This window comes from Sporosarcina thermotolerans (assembly GCF_030067815.1).
Lineage (GTDB): Bacteria > Bacillota > Bacilli > Bacillales_A > Planococcaceae > Sporosarcina > Sporosarcina thermotolerans.
The window spans coordinates 759,135-781,858 of the sequence record NZ_CP125968.1; the positions used below are offsets into that span (position 1 = coordinate 759,135).

22 protein-coding genes and 5 pseudogenes are annotated in these 22,724 nt (G+C 44.0%); all 27 read left to right on the top strand.

The genetic code is table 11. The features are described from left to right. Positions 1-169 precede the first annotated feature (169 nt). A complete protein-coding gene (locus QNH10_RS04250; protein WP_283733639.1) occupies positions 170-793 on the top strand; it encodes a class I SAM-dependent methyltransferase in 624 nt (207 codons plus the stop codon). Positions 794-999: 206 nt separating this feature from the next. Then, positions 1,000-4,532: pseudogene (gene rpoB, locus QNH10_RS04255) on the top strand (DNA-directed RNA polymerase subunit beta). A 121-nt stretch (positions 4,533-4,653) separates the two neighbouring features. Continuing rightward, positions 4,654-8,246: pseudogene (rpoC, locus tag QNH10_RS04260) on the top strand (DNA-directed RNA polymerase subunit beta'). Positions 8,247-8,368: 122 nt separating this feature from the next. Further along, positions 8,369-8,617 (top strand): 50S ribosomal protein L7ae-like protein, encoded by a 249-nt coding sequence (locus tag QNH10_RS04265; protein ID WP_283733640.1) that lies wholly within the window; start codon positions 8,369-8,371, stop codon positions 8,615-8,617. A 104-nt stretch (positions 8,618-8,721) separates the two neighbouring features. Then, a pseudogene (rpsL, locus tag QNH10_RS04270) lies at positions 8,722-9,143 on the top strand (30S ribosomal protein S12). Positions 9,144-9,178: 35 nt separating this feature from the next. Next, positions 9,179-9,649 carry a 30S ribosomal protein S7 gene (gene rpsG, locus QNH10_RS04275; protein ID WP_283733641.1) on the top strand — a complete coding sequence of 157 codons (471 nt, stop codon included), beginning with the start codon at positions 9,179-9,181 and terminating at the stop codon, positions 9,647-9,649. A 152-nt stretch (positions 9,650-9,801) separates the two neighbouring features. Further along, a pseudogene (gene fusA / locus QNH10_RS04280) lies at positions 9,802-11,876 on the top strand (elongation factor G). A gap of 123 nt (positions 11,877-11,999) precedes the next feature. Then, positions 12,000-13,187: an elongation factor Tu gene (tuf, locus tag QNH10_RS04285; protein WP_283733642.1), complete on the top strand. Its 1,188-nt coding sequence runs from the start codon at positions 12,000-12,002 to the stop codon at positions 13,185-13,187. A gap of 1,033 nt (positions 13,188-14,220) precedes the next feature. Continuing rightward, complete coding sequence (gene rpsJ, locus QNH10_RS04290) at positions 14,221-14,529, top strand: 30S ribosomal protein S10 (RefSeq protein WP_060203412.1); 309 nt, start codon at positions 14,221-14,223, stop codon at positions 14,527-14,529. A gap of 38 nt (positions 14,530-14,567) precedes the next feature. Continuing rightward, the gene (gene rplC, locus QNH10_RS04295; protein ID WP_283733643.1) at positions 14,568-15,197 is read left to right on the top strand and encodes a 50S ribosomal protein L3; all 630 of its coding nucleotides are present in this window, start codon (positions 14,568-14,570) and stop codon (positions 15,195-15,197) included. Positions 15,198-15,222: 25 nt separating this feature from the next. Continuing rightward, entirely contained in the window at positions 15,223-15,846 is a 624-nt protein-coding gene (gene rplD, locus QNH10_RS04300) for a 50S ribosomal protein L4 (RefSeq protein WP_283733644.1), read from the top strand. After that, positions 15,846-16,130, top strand: coding sequence for a 50S ribosomal protein L23 (gene rplW, locus QNH10_RS04305; RefSeq protein ID WP_283733645.1), 285 nt, complete (start codon positions 15,846-15,848; stop codon positions 16,128-16,130). The genes rplD and rplW overlap by 1 nt, the downstream gene beginning before the upstream one ends. Before the next feature lie 32 nt (positions 16,131-16,162). Then, positions 16,163-16,993 (top strand): 50S ribosomal protein L2, encoded by an 831-nt coding sequence (rplB, locus tag QNH10_RS04310; protein WP_283733646.1) that lies wholly within the window; start codon positions 16,163-16,165, stop codon positions 16,991-16,993. A 63-nt stretch (positions 16,994-17,056) separates the two neighbouring features. Beyond that, entirely contained in the window at positions 17,057-17,335 is a 279-nt protein-coding gene (gene rpsS / locus QNH10_RS04315; protein ID WP_147057454.1) for a 30S ribosomal protein S19, read from the top strand. A gap of 19 nt (positions 17,336-17,354) precedes the next feature. After that, on the top strand, positions 17,355-17,699 hold the full coding sequence (gene rplV / locus QNH10_RS04320; protein WP_283733647.1) for a 50S ribosomal protein L22: 345 nt from the start codon (positions 17,355-17,357) through the stop codon (positions 17,697-17,699). Positions 17,700-17,702: 3 nt separating this feature from the next. Then, positions 17,703-18,359 (top strand): 30S ribosomal protein S3, encoded by a 657-nt coding sequence (gene rpsC, locus QNH10_RS04325; RefSeq protein ID WP_283733648.1) that lies wholly within the window; start codon positions 17,703-17,705, stop codon positions 18,357-18,359. A 2-nt stretch (positions 18,360-18,361) separates the two neighbouring features. Continuing rightward, the gene (rplP, locus tag QNH10_RS04330; protein ID WP_283733649.1) at positions 18,362-18,796 is read left to right on the top strand and encodes a 50S ribosomal protein L16; all 435 of its coding nucleotides are present in this window, start codon (positions 18,362-18,364) and stop codon (positions 18,794-18,796) included. Beyond that, positions 18,786-18,986 (top strand): 50S ribosomal protein L29, encoded by a 201-nt coding sequence (gene rpmC, locus QNH10_RS04335; RefSeq protein WP_025783856.1) that lies wholly within the window; start codon positions 18,786-18,788, stop codon positions 18,984-18,986. The genes rplP and rpmC overlap by 11 nt, the downstream gene beginning before the upstream one ends. Positions 18,987-19,003: 17 nt before the next feature. Beyond that, positions 19,004-19,267: a 30S ribosomal protein S17 gene (gene rpsQ, locus QNH10_RS04340; RefSeq protein ID WP_283733650.1), complete on the top strand. Its 264-nt coding sequence runs from the start codon at positions 19,004-19,006 to the stop codon at positions 19,265-19,267. A 39-nt stretch (positions 19,268-19,306) separates the two neighbouring features. Continuing rightward, a pseudogene (rplN, locus tag QNH10_RS04345) lies at positions 19,307-19,676 on the top strand (50S ribosomal protein L14). Between the two features lie 35 nt (positions 19,677-19,711). Beyond that, complete coding sequence (gene rplX, locus QNH10_RS04350) at positions 19,712-20,023, top strand: 50S ribosomal protein L24 (RefSeq protein ID WP_283733651.1); 312 nt, start codon at positions 19,712-19,714, stop codon at positions 20,021-20,023. 26 nt (positions 20,024-20,049) lie between these two features. Continuing rightward, positions 20,050-20,589 carry a 50S ribosomal protein L5 gene (rplE, locus tag QNH10_RS04355; protein ID WP_283733652.1) on the top strand — a complete coding sequence of 180 codons (540 nt, stop codon included), beginning with the start codon at positions 20,050-20,052 and terminating at the stop codon, positions 20,587-20,589. Between the two features lie 19 nt (positions 20,590-20,608). Then, a complete protein-coding gene (gene rpsN / locus QNH10_RS04360; RefSeq protein ID WP_066366377.1) occupies positions 20,609-20,794 on the top strand; it encodes a 30S ribosomal protein S14 in 186 nt (61 codons plus the stop codon). A 29-nt stretch (positions 20,795-20,823) separates the two neighbouring features. Then, a complete protein-coding gene (rpsH, locus tag QNH10_RS04365; protein WP_283733653.1) occupies positions 20,824-21,222 on the top strand; it encodes a 30S ribosomal protein S8 in 399 nt (132 codons plus the stop codon). 30 nt (positions 21,223-21,252) lie between these two features. Continuing rightward, positions 21,253-21,792: a 50S ribosomal protein L6 gene (rplF, locus tag QNH10_RS04370; protein ID WP_283733654.1), complete on the top strand. Its 540-nt coding sequence runs from the start codon at positions 21,253-21,255 to the stop codon at positions 21,790-21,792. Positions 21,793-21,826: 34 nt separating this feature from the next. Continuing rightward, positions 21,827-22,189: a 50S ribosomal protein L18 gene (rplR, locus tag QNH10_RS04375; RefSeq protein ID WP_283733655.1), complete on the top strand. Its 363-nt coding sequence runs from the start codon at positions 21,827-21,829 to the stop codon at positions 22,187-22,189. Positions 22,190-22,211: 22 nt separating this feature from the next. Further along, on the top strand, positions 22,212-22,712 hold the full coding sequence (rpsE, locus tag QNH10_RS04380) for a 30S ribosomal protein S5 (RefSeq protein WP_283733656.1): 501 nt from the start codon (positions 22,212-22,214) through the stop codon (positions 22,710-22,712). The last annotated feature ends 12 nt before the right edge of the window (positions 22,713-22,724 follow it).

The window sequence follows — 22,724 nt, forward strand, 5'->3', positions numbered from 1 at the left end:
CGCCAACTACTTCCTGCTCGTAACGCTACGCTTTTACTCGCAAAAGCCGTTCTTCGTGACGGCCTTCGCAGGAGTCGCCGCCTTTCGCTTCAATCAACGGAATATCCAGTTAAGTGAAGCTTACCTCAAATAAAAAATGGGCAACCTTTCAGTGGAAGGGAGGATTTGTATGTCTGATCATTATTATTCTAAAAATCCCACAGTGAAAAGTGATCCTAAAGAATGGCAGGTTACAATTCGTGACCATAGATTACGTTTTAAGACTGATGCTGGTGTGTTTAGTAAGGGTGAGTTGGATTTCGGCTCGCGTTTGTTAGCGGAAACCTTCATCGTACCTGAGACGGAAGGAAGTCTGTTAGACGTAGGTTGTGGGTATGGTCCAATTGGTTTGTCGATTGCCGCATCTTTTCCGGATCGGAATATCCATATGGTCGATGTGAATGAGCGGGCAATGGCGCTGGCGAAAGACAATGCAGTTTTGAATGGCATAAAAAATGTGGAGATTTACCCAAGTGACGCATTGTCTGCAGTGAGCAAGGATGGTTTCGCTGCAGTTTTGACGAACCCACCCATCCGGGCAGGAAAAGAGACGGTATTTAAGATATACGACGGTGCATTTTCCAAACTGACGGCTGGAGGAGAGTTATGGGTTGTCATCCAGAAGAAGCAGGGTGCCCCATCGACAATTGCTCATTTGATGGAGCTTTTCGGTAACGTGGAAACGGTGGAGAAGAAAAAGGGCTATTTTATATTGAAATCTCGAAAAAGTGTTGACGCGACTGGCCTCTTGTGATAGTATTGTAAAATGCATAAATAATATAATGCGTTCGTGTGCCCTTTTGCATAAGTTTTGGAAATCTAAGGCATACTGGCAATGGATAAAAGATTGTGAAACCGAAAATGAGCTCTTGCCGGAACTCGTTTTCTTTTTGTTTTTCGATATCATACACCATTTTTATGATTTCGCAAAGACTAATATTGTTTTGAGGGGTGAAATAGTTGACAGGTCATTTAGTTCAGTATGGTCAACACCGTCAGCGCAGAAGTTTCGCGCGGATCAATGAAGTTCTCGAGCTGCCGAATTTAATTGAAATCCAGACGGCATCTTATGAGTGGTTCTTGGAAGAAGGATTACGGGAAATGTTCCGTGATATTTCGCCTATCCAAGATTTCACAGGTAATCTTTCGTTGGAATTCATTGATTATCAACTTGGTGAACCGAAATACCCTGTTGATGAATCAAAAGAGCGCGATGTAACGTACGCGGCACCGCTACGTGTAAAAGTGCGCTTGCATAACAAGGAAACAGAAGAAGTGAAAGAACAGGACGTTTTCATGGGAGATTTCCCGCTTATGACGGAAAACGGAACTTTCATTATTAATGGAGCGGAAAGGGTTATCGTATCCCAACTCGTTCGATCCCCCTAGTGTCTACTACAATGACAAGACGGACAAGAATGGAAAGCGAGGATTTGCAGCTACTGTAATTCCTAACCGGGGTGCTTGGTTGGAATATGAAACGGATGCTAAAGATGTCGTTCATGTCCGAATTGACCGCACCAGAAAATTGCCGATAACTGTTCTTTTACGTGCACTTGGATTCTCTACAGATCAGGAAATCATCGACTTAATCGGTGAGAATGAATACTTACTTAACACACTTGAAAAGGATAACACGGAGAACTCCGAAAAAGCTTTGCTTGAAATCTATGAACGCCTACGTCCTGGTGAGCCACCAACGTTGGATAGTGCAAGAAGCTTGTTATTCTCACGTTTCTTCGACCGAAAAGATATGACTTGGCCAATGTTGGTCGGTACAAGATGAACAAAAAGTTACATTTACAAAACCGTCTTTTCAACCAAACGATTGCAGAAACACTTGTTGACCCTGAAACAGGCGAAATTTTAGTTGAGAAGGATCAGCTGATTGACCGTAGAACATTGGACCGCCTACTACCACACCTTGAAAAGGGAGTTGGGATTCAAGAAATCTCACATGTTGGCGGTGTTCTTGAAGAAGACATCACGATCCAAACAATTAAAATCTACGCTCCTAAAAGCGAAGAGAAGCAAGTGATCAATGTAATCTCCAATGCAAACATTGATGAATCGGTGAAGCATGTAACGCCAGCAGATATCGTCGCATCCATAAGCTACTTCTTCAACTTGTTGCATGGGGTAGGAAATACGGATGACATCGATCATCTTGGAAATCGTCGTCTTCGTTCTGTAGGTGAATTGCTTCAAAACCAATTCCGGATTGGATTGTCCCGTATGGAACGCGTTGTTAAAGAACGTATGTCCATTAATGACACTCAATCTATCGTGCCACAACAATTAATCAATATCAGACCGGTAATCGCATCGATTAAAGAGTTTTTCGGAAGTTCACAGCTCTCACAATTCATGGATCAGACGAACCCTCTTGCGGAATTGACGCACAAGCGTAGATTGTCTGCTTTAGGACCGGGTGGATTGACAAGGGAACGTGCAGGTATGGAAGTGCGTGACGTTCACTACTCCCACTATGGACGCATGTGTCCGATTGAAACTCCTGAGGGTCCAAACATTGGTTTGATCAACTCCCTATCGACATTTGCGAGAGTAAATAAATTTGGTTTCATTGAAACTCCTTATCGTAAGGTTGATCCTGAAACCGGACGCGTCACTGCTCGAATCGACTACTTGACAGCTGACATGGAAGATAACTATGTCGTTGCTCAAGCGAATGCTCCACTTAACGATGATGGTTCATATGTCAATGAAGAAGTGGTCGGACGTTTCCAAGGTGACAACACGGTATTCAAACGCGAACAGATCGACTATATGGATGTATCTCCAAAACAAGTCGTATCTGCTGCGACAGCATGTATTCCATTCCTTGAAAACGATGACTCCAACCGTGCCTTGATGGGTGCGAACATGCAACGTCAAGCGGTACCATTGTTGAACCCTGAAGCTCCATTCGTTGGAACTGGAATGGAACATGTATCTGCGCGTGATTCAGGTGCTGCTGTTCTTGCGAAATTCCACGGAATTGTCGAGCATGTAGAAGCGAGAGAAATCCGTGTCCGCCGCATCGAAACGGTGGATGGTAAAGAAGTTAAAGGTGACCTTACTATATACAAGCTTGAGAATTTTATCCGTTCCAACCAAGGAACTTGCTATAACCAACGTCCGATCGTCAGTGTCGGAGATCGTGTAAAACCACGTGATATTATAGCGGATGGTTCTTCGATGGAACAAGGGGAGCTTGCGCTTGGTCGTAACGTTCTTGTTGCCTTTATGACATGGGATGGATATAACTACGAGGATGCCATCATCATGAGTGAGCGTCTTGTGAAAGATGATGTATTCACATCAATTCACATCGAAGAGTATGAATCAGAAGCGCGCGACACGAAACTTGGACCTGAAGAAATCACAAGGGATATTCCGAATGTCGGGGAAGAAGCTCTTAGAAACCTTGATGACCGCGGTATCATTCGTATCGGGGCAGAAGTTCGCGATGGAGATATCCTTGTAGGCAAGGTGACACCAAAAGGAGTTACTGAACTAACAGCTGAAGAAAGACTTCTTCATGCTATCTTCGGTGAAAAAGCACGCGAGGTACGGGATACATCATTACGTGTTCCTCATGGCGCTGGCGGAATTGTCCTTGATGTGAAAGTGTTCAACCGTGAAGACGGTGACGAATTGCCACCTGGCGTAAACCAACTTGTCCGTGCGTATATCGTACAGAAACGTAAGATTTCAGTTGGGGATAAGATGGCTGGTCGACATGGTAATAAAGGGGTTATTTCTCGTATCTTACCGGAATCAGATATGCCTTATCTTCCTGACGGTACTCCTGTTGATGTCATGTTGAATCCGCAAGGTGTTCCATCTCGTATGAACATCGGACAGGTACTTGAATTGCATTTGGGTATGGCTGCTCGGAATTTAGGCGTTCATATGGCTTCACCGGTATTTGACGGTGCGAACGAAGAAGACGTCTGGTCAACAATGGAAGAAGCAGGAATGGACCGTGATGGTAAGACGATTCTGTACGATGGTCGCTCGGGTGAAACATTTGATAGCCGGGTATCCGTAGGTGTCATGTACTTGATCAAACTTGCCCACATGGTCGATGATAAGCTACACGCACGTTCTACAGGACCTTACTCACTTGTAACGCAACAGCCGCTTGGAGGTAAAGCTCAATTCGGAGGACAACGTTTCGGGAGATGGAAGTGTGGGCGCTTGAAGCATATGGTGCCGCTTATACATTGCAGGAAATCCTTACAGTCAAGTCTGATGACGTCGTAGGACGTGTGAAAACTTACGAAGCGATTGTCAAAGGTCAAAGCGTTCCTCAACCAGGGGTTCCTGAATCGTTCAAGGTATTGATCAAAGAACTTCAGAGCCTTGGGTTGGACGTGAAAATGTTGACTGAAGAATTCGAGGAAATTGAAATGCGTGATCTTGATGATGACGATGATATGCAACCAACAGACGCATTGAATCTTATGACTGAAGATCAAACAGTTTGATGTAACGATAAAGTGAGTACAAATGGATAGGGGAGCACCAACAATGCTCTCCTGTTTTTTAAACGACAATGATAGTGATGAGGATCCATCGTGGAGATAAGATAAGAGGGAGGTAGGCTCCTTGATAGATGTAAACAATTTTGAGTATATGAAAATCGGCCTTGCTTCACCGGATAAAATTCGTTCTTGGTCTTATGGTGAAGTGAAAAACCTGAAACGATCAACTATCGTACATTGAAGCCTGAAAAGGACGGTTTGTTCTGTGAAAGGATTTTCGGACCTACAAAGGACTGGGAATGCCATTGTGGAAAATATAAACGTGTACGCTACAAAGGCGTCGTCTGTGATCGATGCGGAGTCGAAGTAACTCGTCAAAAAGTGCGCCGTGAACGTATGGGGCATATCGAGCTTGCAGCACCAGTAACGCATATTTGGTATTTCAAAGGCATTCCAAGCAGAATGGGTCTTATTTTAGATATGACGCCTCGTGCATTGGAAGAAATCATTTATTTCGCATCTTATGTTGTTGTTGACCCTGCAGATACACCACTTGAAAGAAAGCAACTTCTTTCAGAAAAAGAATATAGACTATATCGTGAAAAGTATGGTTCTAAATTCCAAGCGTTGATGGGTGCAGAAGCAATCGAACAACTACTAAGAGCAATTGATTTGGATAAAGAAACGGAAATGCTGAAGGAAGAGTTGAAGACTGTTCAAGGCCAACGACGCACACGTGCAATCAGACGCCTTGAAGTTGTCGAGTCTTTCCGTAACTCAGGAAACCGCCCTGAATGGATGGTTCTTGAAGTGCTACCGGTTATTCCTCCAGAACTACGTCCAATGGTGCAATTGGATGGTGGTCGTTTCGCAACATCCGACCTGAATGACCTTTACCGAAGGGTTATTAACCGGAACAACCGATTGAAGCGTCTACTTGACCTTGGCGCACCTGGCATCATCGTGCAGAACGAAAAACGTATGTTGCAGGAAGCTGTCGATGCGCTCGTAGATAACGGAAGACGTGGACGTCCGGTAACGGGTCCTGGGAATCGTCCGTTGAAATCCCTCTCCCATATGTTGAAAGGGAAGCAAGGGCGCTTCCGTCAAAACCTATTGGGTAAACGGGTCGACTATTCTGGCCGTTCGGTTATTGTTGTTGGTCCTAATTTAAAAATGTATCAATGTGGTCTTCCGAAGGAAATGGCCATTGAATTATTCAAGCCATTCGTCATGAAGGAACTAGTTGAACGCGGACTTGCACATAATATCAAGAGTGCAAAACGTAAGATTGAACGTTTGCATTCTGAAGTATGGGATGTCCTCGAAGACGTTATTAGGGAGCATCCGGTATTACTTAACCGCGCCCCTACTCTTCATAGACTTGGAATTCAAGCGTTCGAGCCTATGTTGGTGGAAGGTCGTGCCATCCAGCTTCATCCGCTCGTTTGTACAGCATATAACGCCGACTTTGACGGTGACCAAATGGCTGTTCACGTTCCACTTTCAGCTGAAGCACAAGCAGAGGCGCGTCTACTAATGCTCGCTGCACAAAATATCTTGAACCCTAAAGACGGTAAACCTGTAGTTACTCCATCTCAAGATATGGTATTGGGTAACTATTACCTTACACTTGAAAGGGCGGGCTCTGTAGGTGAAGGGGCGATTTTTAGCAGTATGAACGAAGCATTGATCGCTTATCAAACAGGTCATGTTCATCTTCATACAAGAATTGCCATCCAGGCAAGCTCGTTGAATAACCCGACTTTCACTGAGGAACAAAACCGCAAGCTTTTATTAACAACGGTAGGGAAGCTTATCTTCAACGAAATTCTTCCTGAATCGTTCCCGTACATTAATGAACCGACGAATGATAACTTGCAAACTGAGACGCCGGATAAGTATTTCATTAGTGGGACTGTGAATGTAAAAGAGCATATCCAAAATGCGGAATTAGTCCTTCCATTCCGTAAGAAGATTCTTGGTAATATCATTGCGGAAATCTTTAAGAAGTTCCACATTACGGAAACTTCAAGAATGCTTGACCGAATGAAAAACCTTGGTTTCAAATATTCGACTCGAGCAGGTATTACAGTCGGTATTTCTGATATCGTCGTATTGCCGAACAAACATGAAATTTTAGAAGACGCTCAAAGTAAAGTAGATAAAGTCATGCAGCAATTCCGTCGTGGACTTATCACAGAAGAAGAGCGCTATGACCGCGTTATTTCCTATTGGAGTAATGCGAAAGATATTATTCAAGATAAACTAATGGACTCACTTGAAAACACGAACCCGATCTACATGATGAGTGACTCAGGTGCCCGTGGTAACGCGTCCAACTTCACGCAACTTGCTGGTATGCGTGGATTGATGGCGAACCCGGCTGGTCGTATTATCGAATTGCCGATTAAATCATCATTCCGTGAAGGTCTAACAGTTCTTGAGTACTTCATTTCTACGCATGGTGCCCGTAAAGGTCTTGCGGATACTGCGTTGAAAACAGCTGACTCCGGTTACTTGACTCGTCGTCTTGTTGACGTTGCGCAGGATGTCATCGTCCGTGAAGATGATTGCGGAACTGACCGCGGTCTGGAAATCAGCGCACTTACGGAAGGTTCAGAAGTCATCGAAACATTGGATGAGCGTATCGAAGGTCGTCACACTAAGAAAACAATCCGTCATCCTGAAACAGGTGAAGTGATTGTGCCGAAGGATGGCCTTATCACAGCGGATTTAGGTGCTGCAATTATCGAAGCTGGAATCGAAACAGTTACTATTCGTTCTGCATTTACATGTAATGCGAAACACGGAGTTTGTAAGAAATGTTACGGTATCAACCTTGCAACGGGTGAAGCGGTCGAAGTCGGTGAAGCAGTCGGTATCATTGCTGCACAATCCATCGGAGAACCAGGAACACAGCTTACGATGCGTACATTCCATACAGGGGGAGTTGCCGGGGATGATATCACGTCCGGTCTTCCACGTATTCAGGAAATCTTTGAAGCGCGAAATCCTAAAGGGCAAGCGGTCATCTCTGAAATCAAAGGTCAAGTGACTGAGATTGATGAAATTCGCGAAGGCCAGAAGGAAATCACAATTCAAGGGGATGTGGAGACACGTAAGTATCTTGCTCCATACAATGCCCGATTGAAAGTGCAAGTCGGTGACTCGATTGATCGAGGGGACACTATAACAGAAGGTTCTATCGATCCAAAAGAGTTGATTGTTGTAAAAGACGTCGCTACTGTACAAGAATATCTTCTTAAAGAAGTTCAAAAAGTATATCGTATGCAAGGTGTTGAAATCGGTGATAAGCACGTTGAAGTTATGGTTCGCCAAATGCTTCGCAAAGTGCGTGTCATCGAAGCTGGAGACACGGATCTTCTCCCTGGTTCATTGCTTGACATCCACCAATTCTCGGATGCGAATGCAAAAGTTCTGAAGAGCGGAAAAGTACCAGCGACATCACGCCCGGTTATTCTTGGTATCACGAAGGCTTCGCTTGAGACGGAATCATTCCTATCTGCAGCATCCTTCCAAGAAACAACTCGTGTCTTGACTGATGCAGCAATTAAAGGAAAAACGGATGAATTGCTTGGATTGAAAGAGAATGTCATCATCGGTAAACTTGTACCAGCTGGAACTGGTATGCAGCGCTATCGCCAAATCCAAATGGAGAAGGTTGAAGGTGTAAAAGCAGTAACAGCGGAATAAGTAATGAAATGTACTGGGAGAGAAAAGTCCTCTCCCCATTTTTATTTGTTGACATGGCTTCTTGTAAGTGGTAATATACAAAAGGTTGATAGTTGAATGTCTGTACTTTGGAGGATGCACGAATGTCTTACGAAAAAGTAGAACAGGCAAAGAAGACAATCATCGGTACAAAGCAAACAGTGAAAGCGATAAAATCAGGTGTAGTGAAAGAAGTTTTCATTGCCGAAGATGCTGATGAACGGTTAGTTGCTCCTGTAATTGGAGAAACGACAACCCGCGGCATCAAAGTCAGCTATGTCGATTCGAGGGAAAAGCTCGGTCGTGCATGCGGCATTCAAGTCGGTGCAGCTGTTGTCGCAATTACTGTATAATGGTTTTTGTGTTGACTAAAACACAAAGACTTTGTTTTTACCCCAAAAATGAACCACCTGGATGTGTGGTCTTACTAAAAGCACAGTGAAAGGAGGAAAATCCGATGCCTACAATTAACCAATTAGTCCGTAAACCTCGTAAATCGAAGTCGGACACTTCTAAGGCACCAGCACTTGGTAAAAGCTATAACAGCTTCAAAAAGTCTATGACTAACGTCAACTCGCCACAAAAAGAGGTGTTTGTACTCGTGTGGGTACAATGACTCCGAAGAAACCGAACTCGGCTCTTCGTAAATATGCGCGTGTACGTTTGACAAACACTTTGGAAGTTAACGCATATATCCCTGGTGAAGGTCACAACCTTCAAGAGCACAGCGTTGTTCTAATCCGTGGAGGACGTGTAAAAGACTTACCGGGTGTTCGTTACCATATCGTTCGTGGTGCACTTGATACTGCTGGTGTTACTGGCCGTATGCAAAGCCGTTCACAATACGGTGCGAAAAGACCAAAAGAAAAGAAAAACTAATAACGAAATGATTATTTCGAAAGGAGGAAAACAATATGCCTCGTAAAGGTCCTGTTGCAAAACGTGACGTATTACCGGATCCGATTTACAATTCGAAGCTTGTAACACGTCTTGTCAACAAAATGATGGTTGACGGAAAAAAAGGTACATCACAAAAAATCCTCTATGGTGCGTTCGAACTTGTTAAGGAACGTTCTGGTAAAGATCCTTTAGAAGTTTTTGAAGCAGCATTGAACAACGTTATGCCAGTACTTGAAGTACGTGCTCGCCGTGTCGGTGGAGCAAACTATCAAGTTCCGGTTGAAGTTCGTCCTGAACGTCGTACAACTCTCGGATTGCGTTACCTTGTGAACTACTCCCGTACACGCGGTGAGAAAACAATGGAGGAACGTCTTGCGAATGAAATCCTTGACGCGTCCAACAACACAGGTGCATCTGTAAAACGTCGTGAAGAAATGCATAAAATGGCTGAAGCCAACAAAGCATTCGCTCACTATCGTTGGTAAGATCGAAAAATTTATCTTTATTCAGCAAAAGAATCTCAACGTCTTCTTAAACAGATGTTTGAGTTCCTGCTGAATAATGATAAAAAGGCACCGGCAATTGCCGGCGCGCGATTGATTGTCACCTTAATCCGAATCGGAAGGAGATATACAAAATGGCTAGAGAGTTCTCCTTAGAGAATACTCGTAACATTGGTATCATGGCTCACATCGATGCTGGTAAAACAACGACGACTGAGCGGATCCTTTTTTACACAGGTAAGATTCACAAAATCGGAGAAACTCACGAAGGTGCTTCTCAAATGGACTGGATGGAGCAGGAGCAAGAGCGTGGAATCACGATCACATCTGCTGCTACAACAGCTGCTTGGAAAGGCCATCGTGTAAACATCATTGACACACCAGGTCACGTGGACTTCACAGTTGAAGTAGAACGTTCCCTACGTGTTCTTGATGGGGCTGTAACAGTTCTTGATGCTCAATCAGGTGTTGAGCCACAAACTGAAACAGTTTGGCGTCAAGCTACTACTTATGGCGTACCTCGTCTTGTATTCGTCAACAAGATGGACAAGACTGGTGCTGATTTCCTTTACTCTATAGGTACACTTCAGGACCGTCTTCAAGCTAACGCACATCCGATCCAATTGCCGATCGGTGCTGAAGATTCATTTAGCGGAATCATCGACTTAGTCGAGATGAAAGCTACATTGTATGGTAATGACCTTGGAACAGATACATCTGTCGAGGAAATTCCTGAAGAATATCGTGCCCAAGCTGAAGAGTACCGTGAGAAATTAATCGAAGCTGTTGTTGATTTCGATGAAGAACTTATGGAAAAATACCTCGGTGGAGAAGAACTTACAGTTCAGGAAATCAAAACTGCAATCCGTAAAGCGACTCTTGCGGTAGAATTCTACCCAGTTGTTTGTGGTACTGCATTTAAAAACAAAGGTGTTCAGCTTGTACTTGACGCTGTCGTCGACTACTTGCCATCACCACTTGATATTGCAGCAATGACAGGTATCAACCCGGACACTGAGGAAGAAGAAGAACGTCATTCCAGCGATGAAGAGCCATTCTCAGCTCTTGCATTTAAAGTTATGACTGACCCTTACGTTGGTAAGCTTACATTCTTCCGTGTATATTCCGGAGTCCTTCAATCAGGTTCATATGTACAGAACACTTCGAAGGGCAAGCGTGAACGTGTAGGACGTATCCTTCAAATGCACGCGAACAGCCGTGAAGAAATCAGTGAAGTACACGCTGGTGAAATCGCAGCTGCTGTTGGTTTGAAAGACACTGGAACAGGTGATACGCTTTGTGACGACAAAGCTCCAATCATTCTTGAATCCATGGATTTCCCTGAGCCAGTTATCTCGGTTGCAATTGAACCGAAAACAAAAGGCGACCAAGACAAAATGGGTAACGCTCTTGCGAAATTGCAAGAAGAAGACCCAACTTTCCGCGCGCACACTGACCAAGAAACAGGCGAAGTCATCATCGCTGGTATGGGTGAACTTCACCTTGATATCATCGTTGACCGTCTCCGTCGTGAGTTTAAAGTTGACGCTAACGTAGGTGCACCACAAGTATCTTATCGTGAAACATTCCGCAGCGCTGCGGAAGTTGAAGGTAAGTTGTCCGCCAATCTGGTGGTCGTGGTCAATACGGTCACGTTTGGATCGAGTTCTCACCAAACGAAGAAGGAAAAGGTTTCGAATTCATTAATGCTGTCGTCGGTGGTGTTGTTCCTCGTGAATACATCGGATCCGTTGAAGCAGGAGTTCGTGATTCATTGAACAATGGTGTTATTGCAGGTTATCCGTTGATCGACGTGAAGGCTCGTATTTGACGGTTCTTACCATGACGTTGACTCCAACGAGATGGCGTTCAAGATTGCCGCTTCGATGGCACTTAAAAATGCCGCTGCGAAATGTAACCCTGTACTTCTTGAGCCAATGATGAAAGTAGAAGTCATTATTCCTGAAGAGTACATGGAGACATCATGGGTGATATCACATCACGCCGTGGTCGCGTAGAAGGTATGGATGCACGCGGTAACGCACAAGTTGTCCGTGCTATGGTTCCACTTGCAGAAATGTTCGGTTACGCAACTTCACTTCGTTCGAATACACAAGGTCGCGGAGTATTCTCTATGACATTCGATCACTATGAAGATGTTCCGAAATCAATTGCAGAAGAAGTCATTAAGAAAAATAAAGGTGAATAATTAAAATTCATCCTTGTTTACTTCATTGATTACTTGTAAGATATGGGTAGTTGAGGGGATTTCTCCTTGGCTTCCATACCTATAAATAATAAAACATTCATATTTTTAAGGAGGAATTCCACAATGGCTAAAGCAAAATTCGACCGCTCCAAGGAGCATGCTAACGTTGGTACAATCGGACACGTTGACCATGGTAAAACAACTTTGACTGCTGCAATCGCAACAGTTCTTTCAAAGAAAATGGGTGGGGAAGCGAAATCTTACGCTGACGTAGATAACGCTCCAGAAGAAAAAGAGCGTGGAATCACGATCAATACTTCACACATCGAGTACGAAACTGACAAACGTCACTACGCGCACGTTGACTGCCCAGGTCACGCTGACTACGTTAAAAACATGATCACTGGTGCTGCTCAAATGGACGGCGGTATCCTAGTTGTATCTGCAGCTGATGGCCCAATGCCACAAACTCGTGAGCACATCCTTCTTTCTCGTCAAGTAGGTGTTCCTTACCTTGTTGTATTCATGAACAAATGTGACATGGTTGACGACGAAGAACTTCTTGAACTAGTTGAAATGGAAATCCGTGACCTTCTTTCTGAGTACGAGTTCCCTGGCGACGACATTCCTGTCATCAAAGGTTCTGCTCTAAAAGCTCTTGAAGGTGAAGCTGAGTGGGAAGAAAAAATCGTTGAACTTATGAACGCAGTTGACGAATATATCCCAACACCACCACGTGATACTGAAAAACCATTCATGATGCCTGTTGAGGACGTATTCTCAATCACTGGCCGTGGAACTGTTGCTACTGGACGTGTTGAGCGTGGAGTAGTTAAAGTCGGTGACGTTGTAGACATCATCGGTTTGACTGAAGAGCCAAAATCAACTACTGTAACAGGTGTTGAAATGTTCCGTAAGCTTCTTGACTATGCAGAAGCTGGCGACAACATCGGTGCACTTCTTCGTGGGGTAGCTCGTGAAGACATCGAACGTGGTCAAGTACTTGCTAAACCAGGTACAATCACACCACACACAAGCTTCAAATCAGAAGTTTATGTTCTATCAAAAGAAGAAGGTGGACGTCATACTCCATTCTTCTCTAACTACCGCCCACAGTTCTACTTCCGTACAACTGACGTAACTGGAATCATCTCTCTTCCAGAAGGCGTAGAAATGGTTATGCCTGGCGACAACGTTGAAATGACTGTTGAATTGATCGCTCCAATCGCGATTGAAGAAGGTACTAAATTCTCAATCCGTGAAGGCGGCCGTACAGTAGGCGCTGGCGTTGTAGCAACACTTCTTAAATAATAACTTTAAAATCCCGCATTCGTGCGGGATTTTTTTTATTGGGATAGTTTCTGTCTTGTGGGGGATATGGTGACATTTCTGCAATTTTGGGGAAAACGACGTGATGCGTTGAAACTTTTCAAGTTTACGGACAGACTAACCGTGCTTGAAGAGAAACTTTCTATAGAGTAGGATATACATTTTGCCAAGTGTGACTAGGTTTTTGATAATTGCGAGGTTGCTTGAGTCTTAAAATTAGATCCACCAATTCGCATTCGCCTCAAGCCATAGAAGCAGGAAGAGTTCCCATAGAAATGCTGCGACTTCCCGTAGAAGCAGGAAGAGTTCCCATAGAAATGCTGCGATTTCCCGTAGAAGCAGGAAGAGTTCCCATAGAAATGCTGCGACTTCCCGTAGAAGCAGGAAGAGTTCCCGTAGAAATGCTGCGACTTCCCGTAGAAGCAGGAAGAGTTCCCATAGAAATGCTGCGACTTCCCGTAGAAGCAGGAAGAGTTCCCATAGAAATGCTGCGACTTCCCATAGAAGCAGGAAGAGCTCCCATAGAAATTCCGCGACTTCCCATAAAAGCGATCAGAGTTCCCATAGGGTAGCCGCAATTGAAAGTGCAAGCAAAGAGTTCTCGTAAAGTCGTCGTGAGTCCTAATTGAAGCGCAAAGAGTTCTCATAAAGATACCGTGACTTCTCAGTAAAGCATAAAGACTTCCCATAACACTATAAAGCAATTCGTTCCCGTTCCTCCCTGAAAGCATAAAGTCTTCTAAATCGTCATTATATTTATTTATTCATGTTTCCTCGTATTTTTTCTCTCTAATAGTTGAAATATAGCTATCATCCCATTATAATAATAAAGCCGGTGAAAAGAATTTCGCGAAAAGGGTTGCGGGAATCTATTTCATTGTGTATAATGTTGAATGTTGGTCTTTGACTGCGATGAAGCGGGAGGTTGCCGACACACCCGGCCGCTTTGCCATGGCATGTGTGTGGGAAATTTCCGTGGAGAATGTGGTAAAATAGGCGAAAAGGAGGGAAAATAATGGCAAAACAGAAGATTCGTATTCGTTTAAAAGCATATGATCACAGAATTCTTGATCAGTCAGCTGAAAAGATTGTAGAAACAGCAAAACGTTCAGGTGCAAGCGTATCAGGTCCGATACCTCTTCCAACTGAAAGATCTGTTTATACAGTTCTTCGTGCGGTACATAAGTACAAAGATTCGCGCGAGCAGTTCGAAATGCGTACGCATAAACGTCTAATTGATATCGTCAATCCGACACCACAAACTGTCGATGCATTGATGAAACTTGATTTACCATCTGGCGTTGACATTGAAATCAAACTTTAATCGATAAAATAAAACTATTAATTCAGGAGGTGTGACAAATGACCAAAGGAATCTTAGGGAGAAAAGTCGGCATGACGCAAATTTTTGCTGAAAACGGCGATCTTATTCCAGTAACTGTGATTGAAGCTGCTCCAAACGTAGTTCTTCAAAAGAAAACTACAGAAACTGACGGCTACGAAGCAATCCAGCTTGGATTCGACGACAAACGTGAGAAGCTTGCAAACAAACCTGAAAAAGGCCACGTTGCAAAAGCTGAAACGGCACCTAAGCGCTTCATTCGCGAATTCCGCGGAGTAGATGTAGCTGGGTATGAAGTTGGTCAGGAAGTCAAAGTCGATACATTCGCAGAAGGCGATATCGTCGACATTACAGGAGTATCAAAAGGTAAAGGGTTCCAAGGTGTTATTAAACGCCACGGTTACTCACGCGGACCTATGAGTCACGGTTCCCGTTTCCACCGTGCACCAGGTTCATTAGGTGCGGTTGACGGACAACGCGTATTCAAAGGTAAGAAATTACCAGGACGTACTGGTGGAGACACAATTACGATCCAAAACCTTGAAATTGTACGAGTTGACGCTGAGCGTAACTTGCTATTAGTAAAAGGTAACATTCCAGGAGCGCGCAAATCACTTGTAACAGTGAAAAGTGCAATCAAAGGGAAGTAATTCTTAAAGGAAGGAGGAAACAAAAATGCCTAAAGTATCCGTACTAAGTCAAACAGGATCTTCAGTTGGCGAAATCGAATTGAACGAATCAATCTTCGGTATCGTACCAAATGAAGCAGTCCTTTTCGAAGCTTTGGTTCAACAACGTGCGTCGTTGCGCCAAGGTAACCATAAAGTGAAAACTCGCGCGGAAGTTGCTGGTGGTGGCCGTAAACCATGGCGCCAAAAAGGAACTGGTCGTGCTCGTCAAGGTTCAATCCGTTCACCACAATGGCGTGGAGGCGGTATCGTATTCGGACCATCTCAAAGAAGCTACAGCTATAAGCTTCCTAAGAAAGTCCGTCGTTTGGCTCTTCTATCTGCACTTTCTACGAAAGTTCGCGATGAAGAAATCATCGTATTGGATGGCCTAACATTCGATGCACCTAAGACAAAAGAATTCACTAAAGTTCTTAAAGATCTTTCAATCGAGAAAAAAGCATTGTTCGTAACAGCTGACCTTGATGAAGCGGTAGCATTGTCCGCTCGTAACATCCCTGGAATCAGTGTTGTTACAGCAAACGGCATCAATGTTCTTGACCTAATCGGTCATGACCAACTTGTCATCACTAAAGATGCAGTTCAAAAAATTGAGGAGGTGCTTGGTTAATGGAAGCACGTGATGTACTAAAACGTCCGGTCATTACCGAGCGTTCTTCAGAACAAATGGAATACAAAAAGTACACTTTCGAAGTTGACACTCGCGCTAACAAAACACATGTGAAGCAAGCTGTCGAAGAAGTTTTCGGAGTTAAAGTGGAAAAAGTCAACGTTCAGAACTACAAAGGTAAGTTCAAACGTATGGGCAAACATGCAGGATACACAAACAAGCGCCGTAAAGCGATTGTAACATTGACTGCAGACTCAAAAGACATCGAACTATTCGAAATCTAATTTATTTATAATTAACGAAGGAGGGAACACAAATGGCGATTAAGAAATTCAAACCTACCTCCAACGGACGTCGTAATATGACTTCTTCAGACTTCTCTGAGATCACTACAGATAAGCCGGAAAAATCATTGCTTGAACCAGTTAAGCGTAAAGGCGGACGTAACAACCAAGGTAGGATGACTGTTCGTCACCAAGGTGGAGGCCACAAGCGCCAATACCGTGTCATCGACTTCCAACGTCGGAAAGATGGCATACCAGGACGCGTTGCTACGATCGAATACGATCCAAACCGTTCTGCTAACATTGCCCTAATCAACTATGCTGATGGGGAAAAACGTTATATCCTTGCTCCAAAAGGTTTGGAAGTTGGAATGACAGTAATGTCAGGTCCAGAAGCGGATATTAGAGTAGGGAACTCACTTCCACTCGAAAATATTCCTATGGGTTCCACTATCCATAACATCGAATTGAAACCTGGTAAAGGCGGCCAATTAGTACGTTCTGCAGGTACATCTGCACAACTACTTGGACGTGAAGGCAAATATGTCATCATCCGTCTACAATCTGGTGAAGTTCGTATGATCCTTTCTACTTGCCGCGCTACTATCGGTCAAGTTGGTAACGAGCAACACGAATTGATCAAAATCGGTAAAGCAGGTCGTTCACGCTGGATGGGCAAACGTCCGACAGTACGTGGATCTGTAATGAACCCTAACGATCACCCACACGGTGGTGGTGAAGGACGTACACCAATCGGTCGTCCGAGCCCAGTTACACCTTGGGGTAAACCAGCTCTTGGTTACAAAACTCGTAAGAAAAACAACAAATCCGACAAACTTATCGTTCGTCGCCGTAAAAAATAATGTGATGACACTGCGGTTCTATGAATGGACCGTAGCACAGTCATCACGGAAGGAGGATCCGACATGGGCCGCAGCTTGAAAAAAGGACCTTTCGCAGATGATCATCTTTTGAAAAAGGTCGACGCTCAAAAAGATGCACAAAAAAAGCAGGTCATTAAAACTTGGTCTCGCCGTTCTACAATCTTCCCGTCATTTATCGGTTTGACGATTGCTGTATACGACGGACGTAAACACGTACCAGTTTATGTGACTGAAGATATGGTTGGTCACAAACTAGGTGAGTTCGTACCTACGCGCACATATAAAGGTCATGGCGCTGACGATAAGAAAACTAGACGCTAATTGAGAGGAGGTTATTCTGATGCAACAAGCAAAAGCTACTGCCCGCACAGTCCGTATTGCTCCTCGCAAAGTCCGTTTGGTCGTTGATCTTATCCGGGGCAAGAAAATCGGTGAAGCTGTCGCGATTCTACGCCTGACGCCAAAAGCGGCATCTCCGGTTGTAGAAAAAGTTTTGAAATCAGCAATTGCAAATGCTGAACACAACTATGAAATGGATGTTGAGAACCTAATCGTTAACGAAGTATTCGTTGATGAGGGTCCAACAATGAAACGTTTCCGTCCACGTGCACAAGGTCGTGCAAGTGCGATCAACAAACGTACTAGCCACATCACTGTAGTGGTATCCGAAAAGAAGGAGGGGTAATTCGTGGGTCAAAAAGTACATCCTAATGGTTTACGGGTTGGAATCATCCGTGACTGGGATTCGAAATGGTATGCAGAAAAAGACTATGCGAATCTTTTACACGAAGACTTGAAAATCCGTGAATTCGTCGAAAAGCGCTTAGTAGACGCAGCAGTTTCCAAAGTGGAAATTGAGCGTGCCGCAAAGCGTGTAAACATTACAATTCACACTGCGAAGCCTGGTATGGTTATCGGTAAAGGCGGTTCTGAAGTCGAAGCACTTCGTAAATCACTTAACGATATTACTGGCAAACGTGTACACATCAACATCGTGGAAATCAAGCGTGCTGATCTTGACGCGAAATTGGTTGCAGAATCAATCGCACGTCAACTTGAAAGCCGTGTATCTTTCCGTCGCGCACAAAAACAAGCAATTCAACGCACTATTCGTTCTGGTGCAAAAGGTATCAAAACACAAGTATCCGGACGTCTTGGCGGTGCTGACATCGCTCGTGCGGAACACTATAGTGAAGGAACTGTACCTCTTCATACATTACGTGCAGATATCGACTATGCACACGCAGAAGCTGACACAACTTATGGTAAGCTCGGCGTTAAAGTATGGATTTACCGGGGAGAAGTCCTTCCAGTGAAGAAGAACTCTGAGGAAGGAGGCAACTAATTATGTTAATGCCTAAACGCGTTAAATATCGTCGTGTATTCCGTGGTAAAATGCGCGGAACTACAAAAGGCGGAGCATCTGTACAGTTTGGTCAATTCGGTTTACAATCAACTGAATCAGCTTGGATTACAAACCGCCAAATCGAATCTGCTCGTATCGCAATGACACGTTACATGAAACGTGGCGGTAAAGTTTGGATCAATATCTTCCCACATAAGTCATATACGAAAAAGCCTCTTGAAGTCCGGATGGGTTCCGGTAAAGGTGCTGTAGAAGGCTGGGTAGCAGTAGTAAAACCAGGTCGTGTAATGTTTGAAATCGCAGGTGTGTCAGAAGAAGTTGCACGTGAAGCACTTCGCCTCGCATCTCACAAACTGCCTGTAAAGAGCAAGTTTGTAAAACGTGAAGAAATTGGTGGTGAGTCTAATGAAAGCTAATGAAATCCGTGACTTAACAACTGCAGAAATCGAGCAAAAAGTGAAATCACTGAAAGAAGAGCTTTTCAACCTTCGCTTCCAATTAGCGACAGGACAATTAGAAAACACTGCACGCATCCGTGAAGTTCGCAAATCGATTGCGCGCATGAAAACTGTAATACGTCAAAGAGAGATCAGTGCAAATAACTGATGAAGGAGGTTGCAGCCATGACTGAGCGTAACCAGCGCAAAGTATATACAGGCCGTGTTGTATCCGACAAAATGGATAAAACGGTTACCGTAATGGTAGAGACACATAAAAAGCACTCTTTATACGGCAAACGTGTAAAGTATTCTAAGAAATTCAAGGCCCATGACGAACTAAATGAAGCGAAAATCGGCGATGTTGTACGTATAATGGAAACTCGTCCACTATCAGCAACAAAACGTTTCCGCCTCATCGAAGTAATCGAAAAAGCGGTCATCATCTAATATCGTTCGGAAAGTAAATTCCGAGAGGAGGTAGCCTCAATGATTCAACAAGAAAGCCGTATGAAAGTTGCCGATAACTCAGGTGCACGTGAAGTTCTAACAATTAAAGTACTTGGTGGAACAGGTCGTAAAACTGCAAATATCGGTGACGTCGTTGTTGTAACAGTGAAAAAAAGCAACACCTGGTGGCGTTGTCAAGAAAGGTGACGTCGTTAAGGCTGTTATCGTTCGTACGAAGAGCGGAGTGCGCCGTAAAGATGGCTCCTACATTACGTTCGACGAAAACGCATGTGTTATCATCCGTGATGACAAGAGCCCACGTGGAACTCGTATTTTCGGACCAGTTGCACGCGAACTTCGCGACAGCAACTTTATGAAAATTATTTCACTCGCTCCAGAAGTTCTTTAATCACATGACAGTGCCAATCAAGGAGGTGCGATAAAATGCACGTTAAAAAAGGCGATAAAGTTATGGTCATCACCGGAAAAGACAAAGGTAAGACCGGAGTTATCTTAGCTGCTTTCCCTAAGAAGGATCGTGTGCTTGTAGAAGGTGTTAACATCGTAAAGAAACATACGAAACCGAACCAAGTTAATCCTCAAGGCGGAATTATCAGCCAAGAAGCAGCTATTCATGTATCCAACGTCATGCTAATCGATCCTAAAACAGGCGAGCCAACTCGCGTAGGTTATAAAATCGAAGATGGCAAAAAGGTTCGTATTGCAAAAAAATCCGGTGAAGCACTGGATAAATGAGTAATGGATGAAAGGAGGTCCAACTGATGAGCCGATTAAAAGATAAGTTTTCAAAAGAAATCACACCTGCTCTTATGAGCAAGTTTGAATATACTTCAGTAATGCAAGTACCAAAAGTAGATAAAATCGTCATCAATATGGGTGTTGGTGATGCTGTTCAAAACTCTAAAGCGCTTGACGCGGCAGTAGAAGATCTTGCTACTATTTCCGGTCAAAAGCCAGTTGTTACAAAAGCGAAGAAATCAATCGCTGGATTCCGTCTTCGTGAAGGAATGCCGATTGGAGCAAAAGTAACACTACGTGGTGAGCGTATGTATGAATTCCTGGACAAGCTGATCTCAATTTCACTTCCACGTGTTCGTGACTTCCGAGGTGTTTCGAAGAAAGCATTCGACGGTCGTGGAAACTACACATTAGGTGTGAAGGAACAGATTATTTTCCCTGAAATTGACTACGATAAAGTATCTAAAGTACGAGGAATGGATATCGTCATCGTTACGACTGCTAACTCCGATGAAGAAGCACGTGAGTTATTAACGCAGTTCGGCATGCCGTTCCAAAAGTAAACTAAAGGGAGGCGAAAACGTGGCTAAGAAGTCAATGATCGTTAAACAGAAACGTACGCCAAAGTTCAAAGTTCAAGAGTATACACGTTGCGAGCGCTGTGGGCGTCCGCACTCCGTATATCGCAAATTCAAACTTTGCCGTATTTGTTTCCGAGAACTCGCATATAAGGGACAAATTCCTGGCGTTAAAAAAGCAAGCTGGTAATCCCCTAACTTGGGAAGGAGGTTAATGTAATGACAATGAGTGATCCGATTGCAGACATGCTTACACGCATCCGTAACGCGAACATGGTTCGCCACGAGAAGCTTGAGGTACCTGCTTCAAACATGAAAAAAGAAATCGCTGAAATCCTAAAGCGTGAAGGTTTCGTTCGCGATGTTGAATTTGTGGAAGATAGCAAACAAGGCATTATCCGCATTTTCCTTAAATATGGTCAAAATAATGAGCGTGTTATCACTGGTCTTAAGCGTATCTCAAAACCTGGTCTTCGCGTTTATGCAAAAACGAACGAAGTACCTAAAGTTTTGAATGGCCTTGGTATCGCCCTCGTATCCACGTCAAACGGTCTCCTTACTGATAAGGAAGCACGTGCAAAACAAGTAGGCGGAGAAGTAGTAGCTTACGTTTGGTAATCTGTAACAATTGAATGGAGGTGCAATAGGATGTCCCGAATTGGTAAACGCCCAATCGAGGTACCTGAAAACGTGACTGTAACTGTTTCTGAAAACAACTTCGTTACTGTTAAAGGTCCAAAAGGCGAACTTACAAATACATTTAATACTGATATTAAAATCGAACAAGAAGGCAATGTCATCACTTTGACTCGCCCAACTGAATCGAAACAACACCGTTCAATCCACGGAACTACACGTTCTCTATTGGATAACATGGTAACAGGTGTTTCTAAAGGATTCGAACGCACACTAGAATTAGTTGGGGTTGGGTACCGTGCTCAACTTCAAGGTACTAAACTAGTATTGAACGTTGGATACTCTCATCCGGTTGAGTTCACACCGGAAGAAGGAATTGAAGTAGAAGTTCCTGCTAACACGAAAATCATCGTTCGCGGTATCAACAAAGAACGTGTTGGTGCACTTGCGTCGAATATCCGTAAAGTACGCCCACCTGAACCGTACAAAGGTAAAGGTATTAAGTACGAAGGCGAAATTATCCGTCGTAAAGAAGGAAAAACAGGTAAATAATGCCGCGTAAAGGCATTCGGAAGGAGTGACCACGATGATCACGAAACAAGATAAGAACGCTGTCCGTAAAAAGCGTCACGCACGTGTGCGTACGAAAATCAGCGGATCCGCAGCGCGTCCACGCTTGAATGTATATCGTTCAAACAAACATATCTACGCACAACTAATCGATGATTTAAACGGCGTAACGATTGCTAGTGCTTCCACTATGGATAAAGGGTTCGAATTGGACTCTAAGGCGAATGCCGAAGCAGCAGCTAAAGTCGGCGAGTTGATCGCGAAGAAAGCCGTTGAAAAAGATGTCAAATCGGTTGTTTTCGACCGTGGCGGATACCTATTCCACGGCCGTGTGAAAGCTCTTGCGGACGCAGCACGCGAAAATGGACTGGAATTTTAATTAAGAAGGAGGGACATATTTCATGCGTCGTAATGATCAAAATAGAAGTGAATTCGAAGAACGCGTAGTTACGATCAACCGTGTAGCGAAAGTTGTTAAAGGTGGACGTCGTTTCCGCTTTACAGCACTTGTCGTTGTCGGCGATAAAAACGGACGCGTTGGCTTCGGAACTGGTAAAGCACAGGAAGTTCCGGATGCAATCCGTAAAGCTATTGAAGATGCGAAGAAGAACTTAATCGAAGTGCCAATGGTTAAAGGAACGACTCCGCACGAAATTATTGGACGTTTTGGTGCAGGGCAAATCCTCATCAAACCAGCAGCACCTGGTACAGGAGTTATCGCTGGTGGACCGGTACGTGCGGTACTTGAACTTGCAGGAATCACGGATATCCTTTCAAAATCCTTAGGATCAAGCACACCGATTAACATGGTACGTGCAACAATTGAAGGGTTAAAGAATTTGAAACGCGCTGACGAAGTTCCTAGATTGCGCGGCAAATCCGTTGAAGAACTGTTAGGTTAAGGGGGAAACACA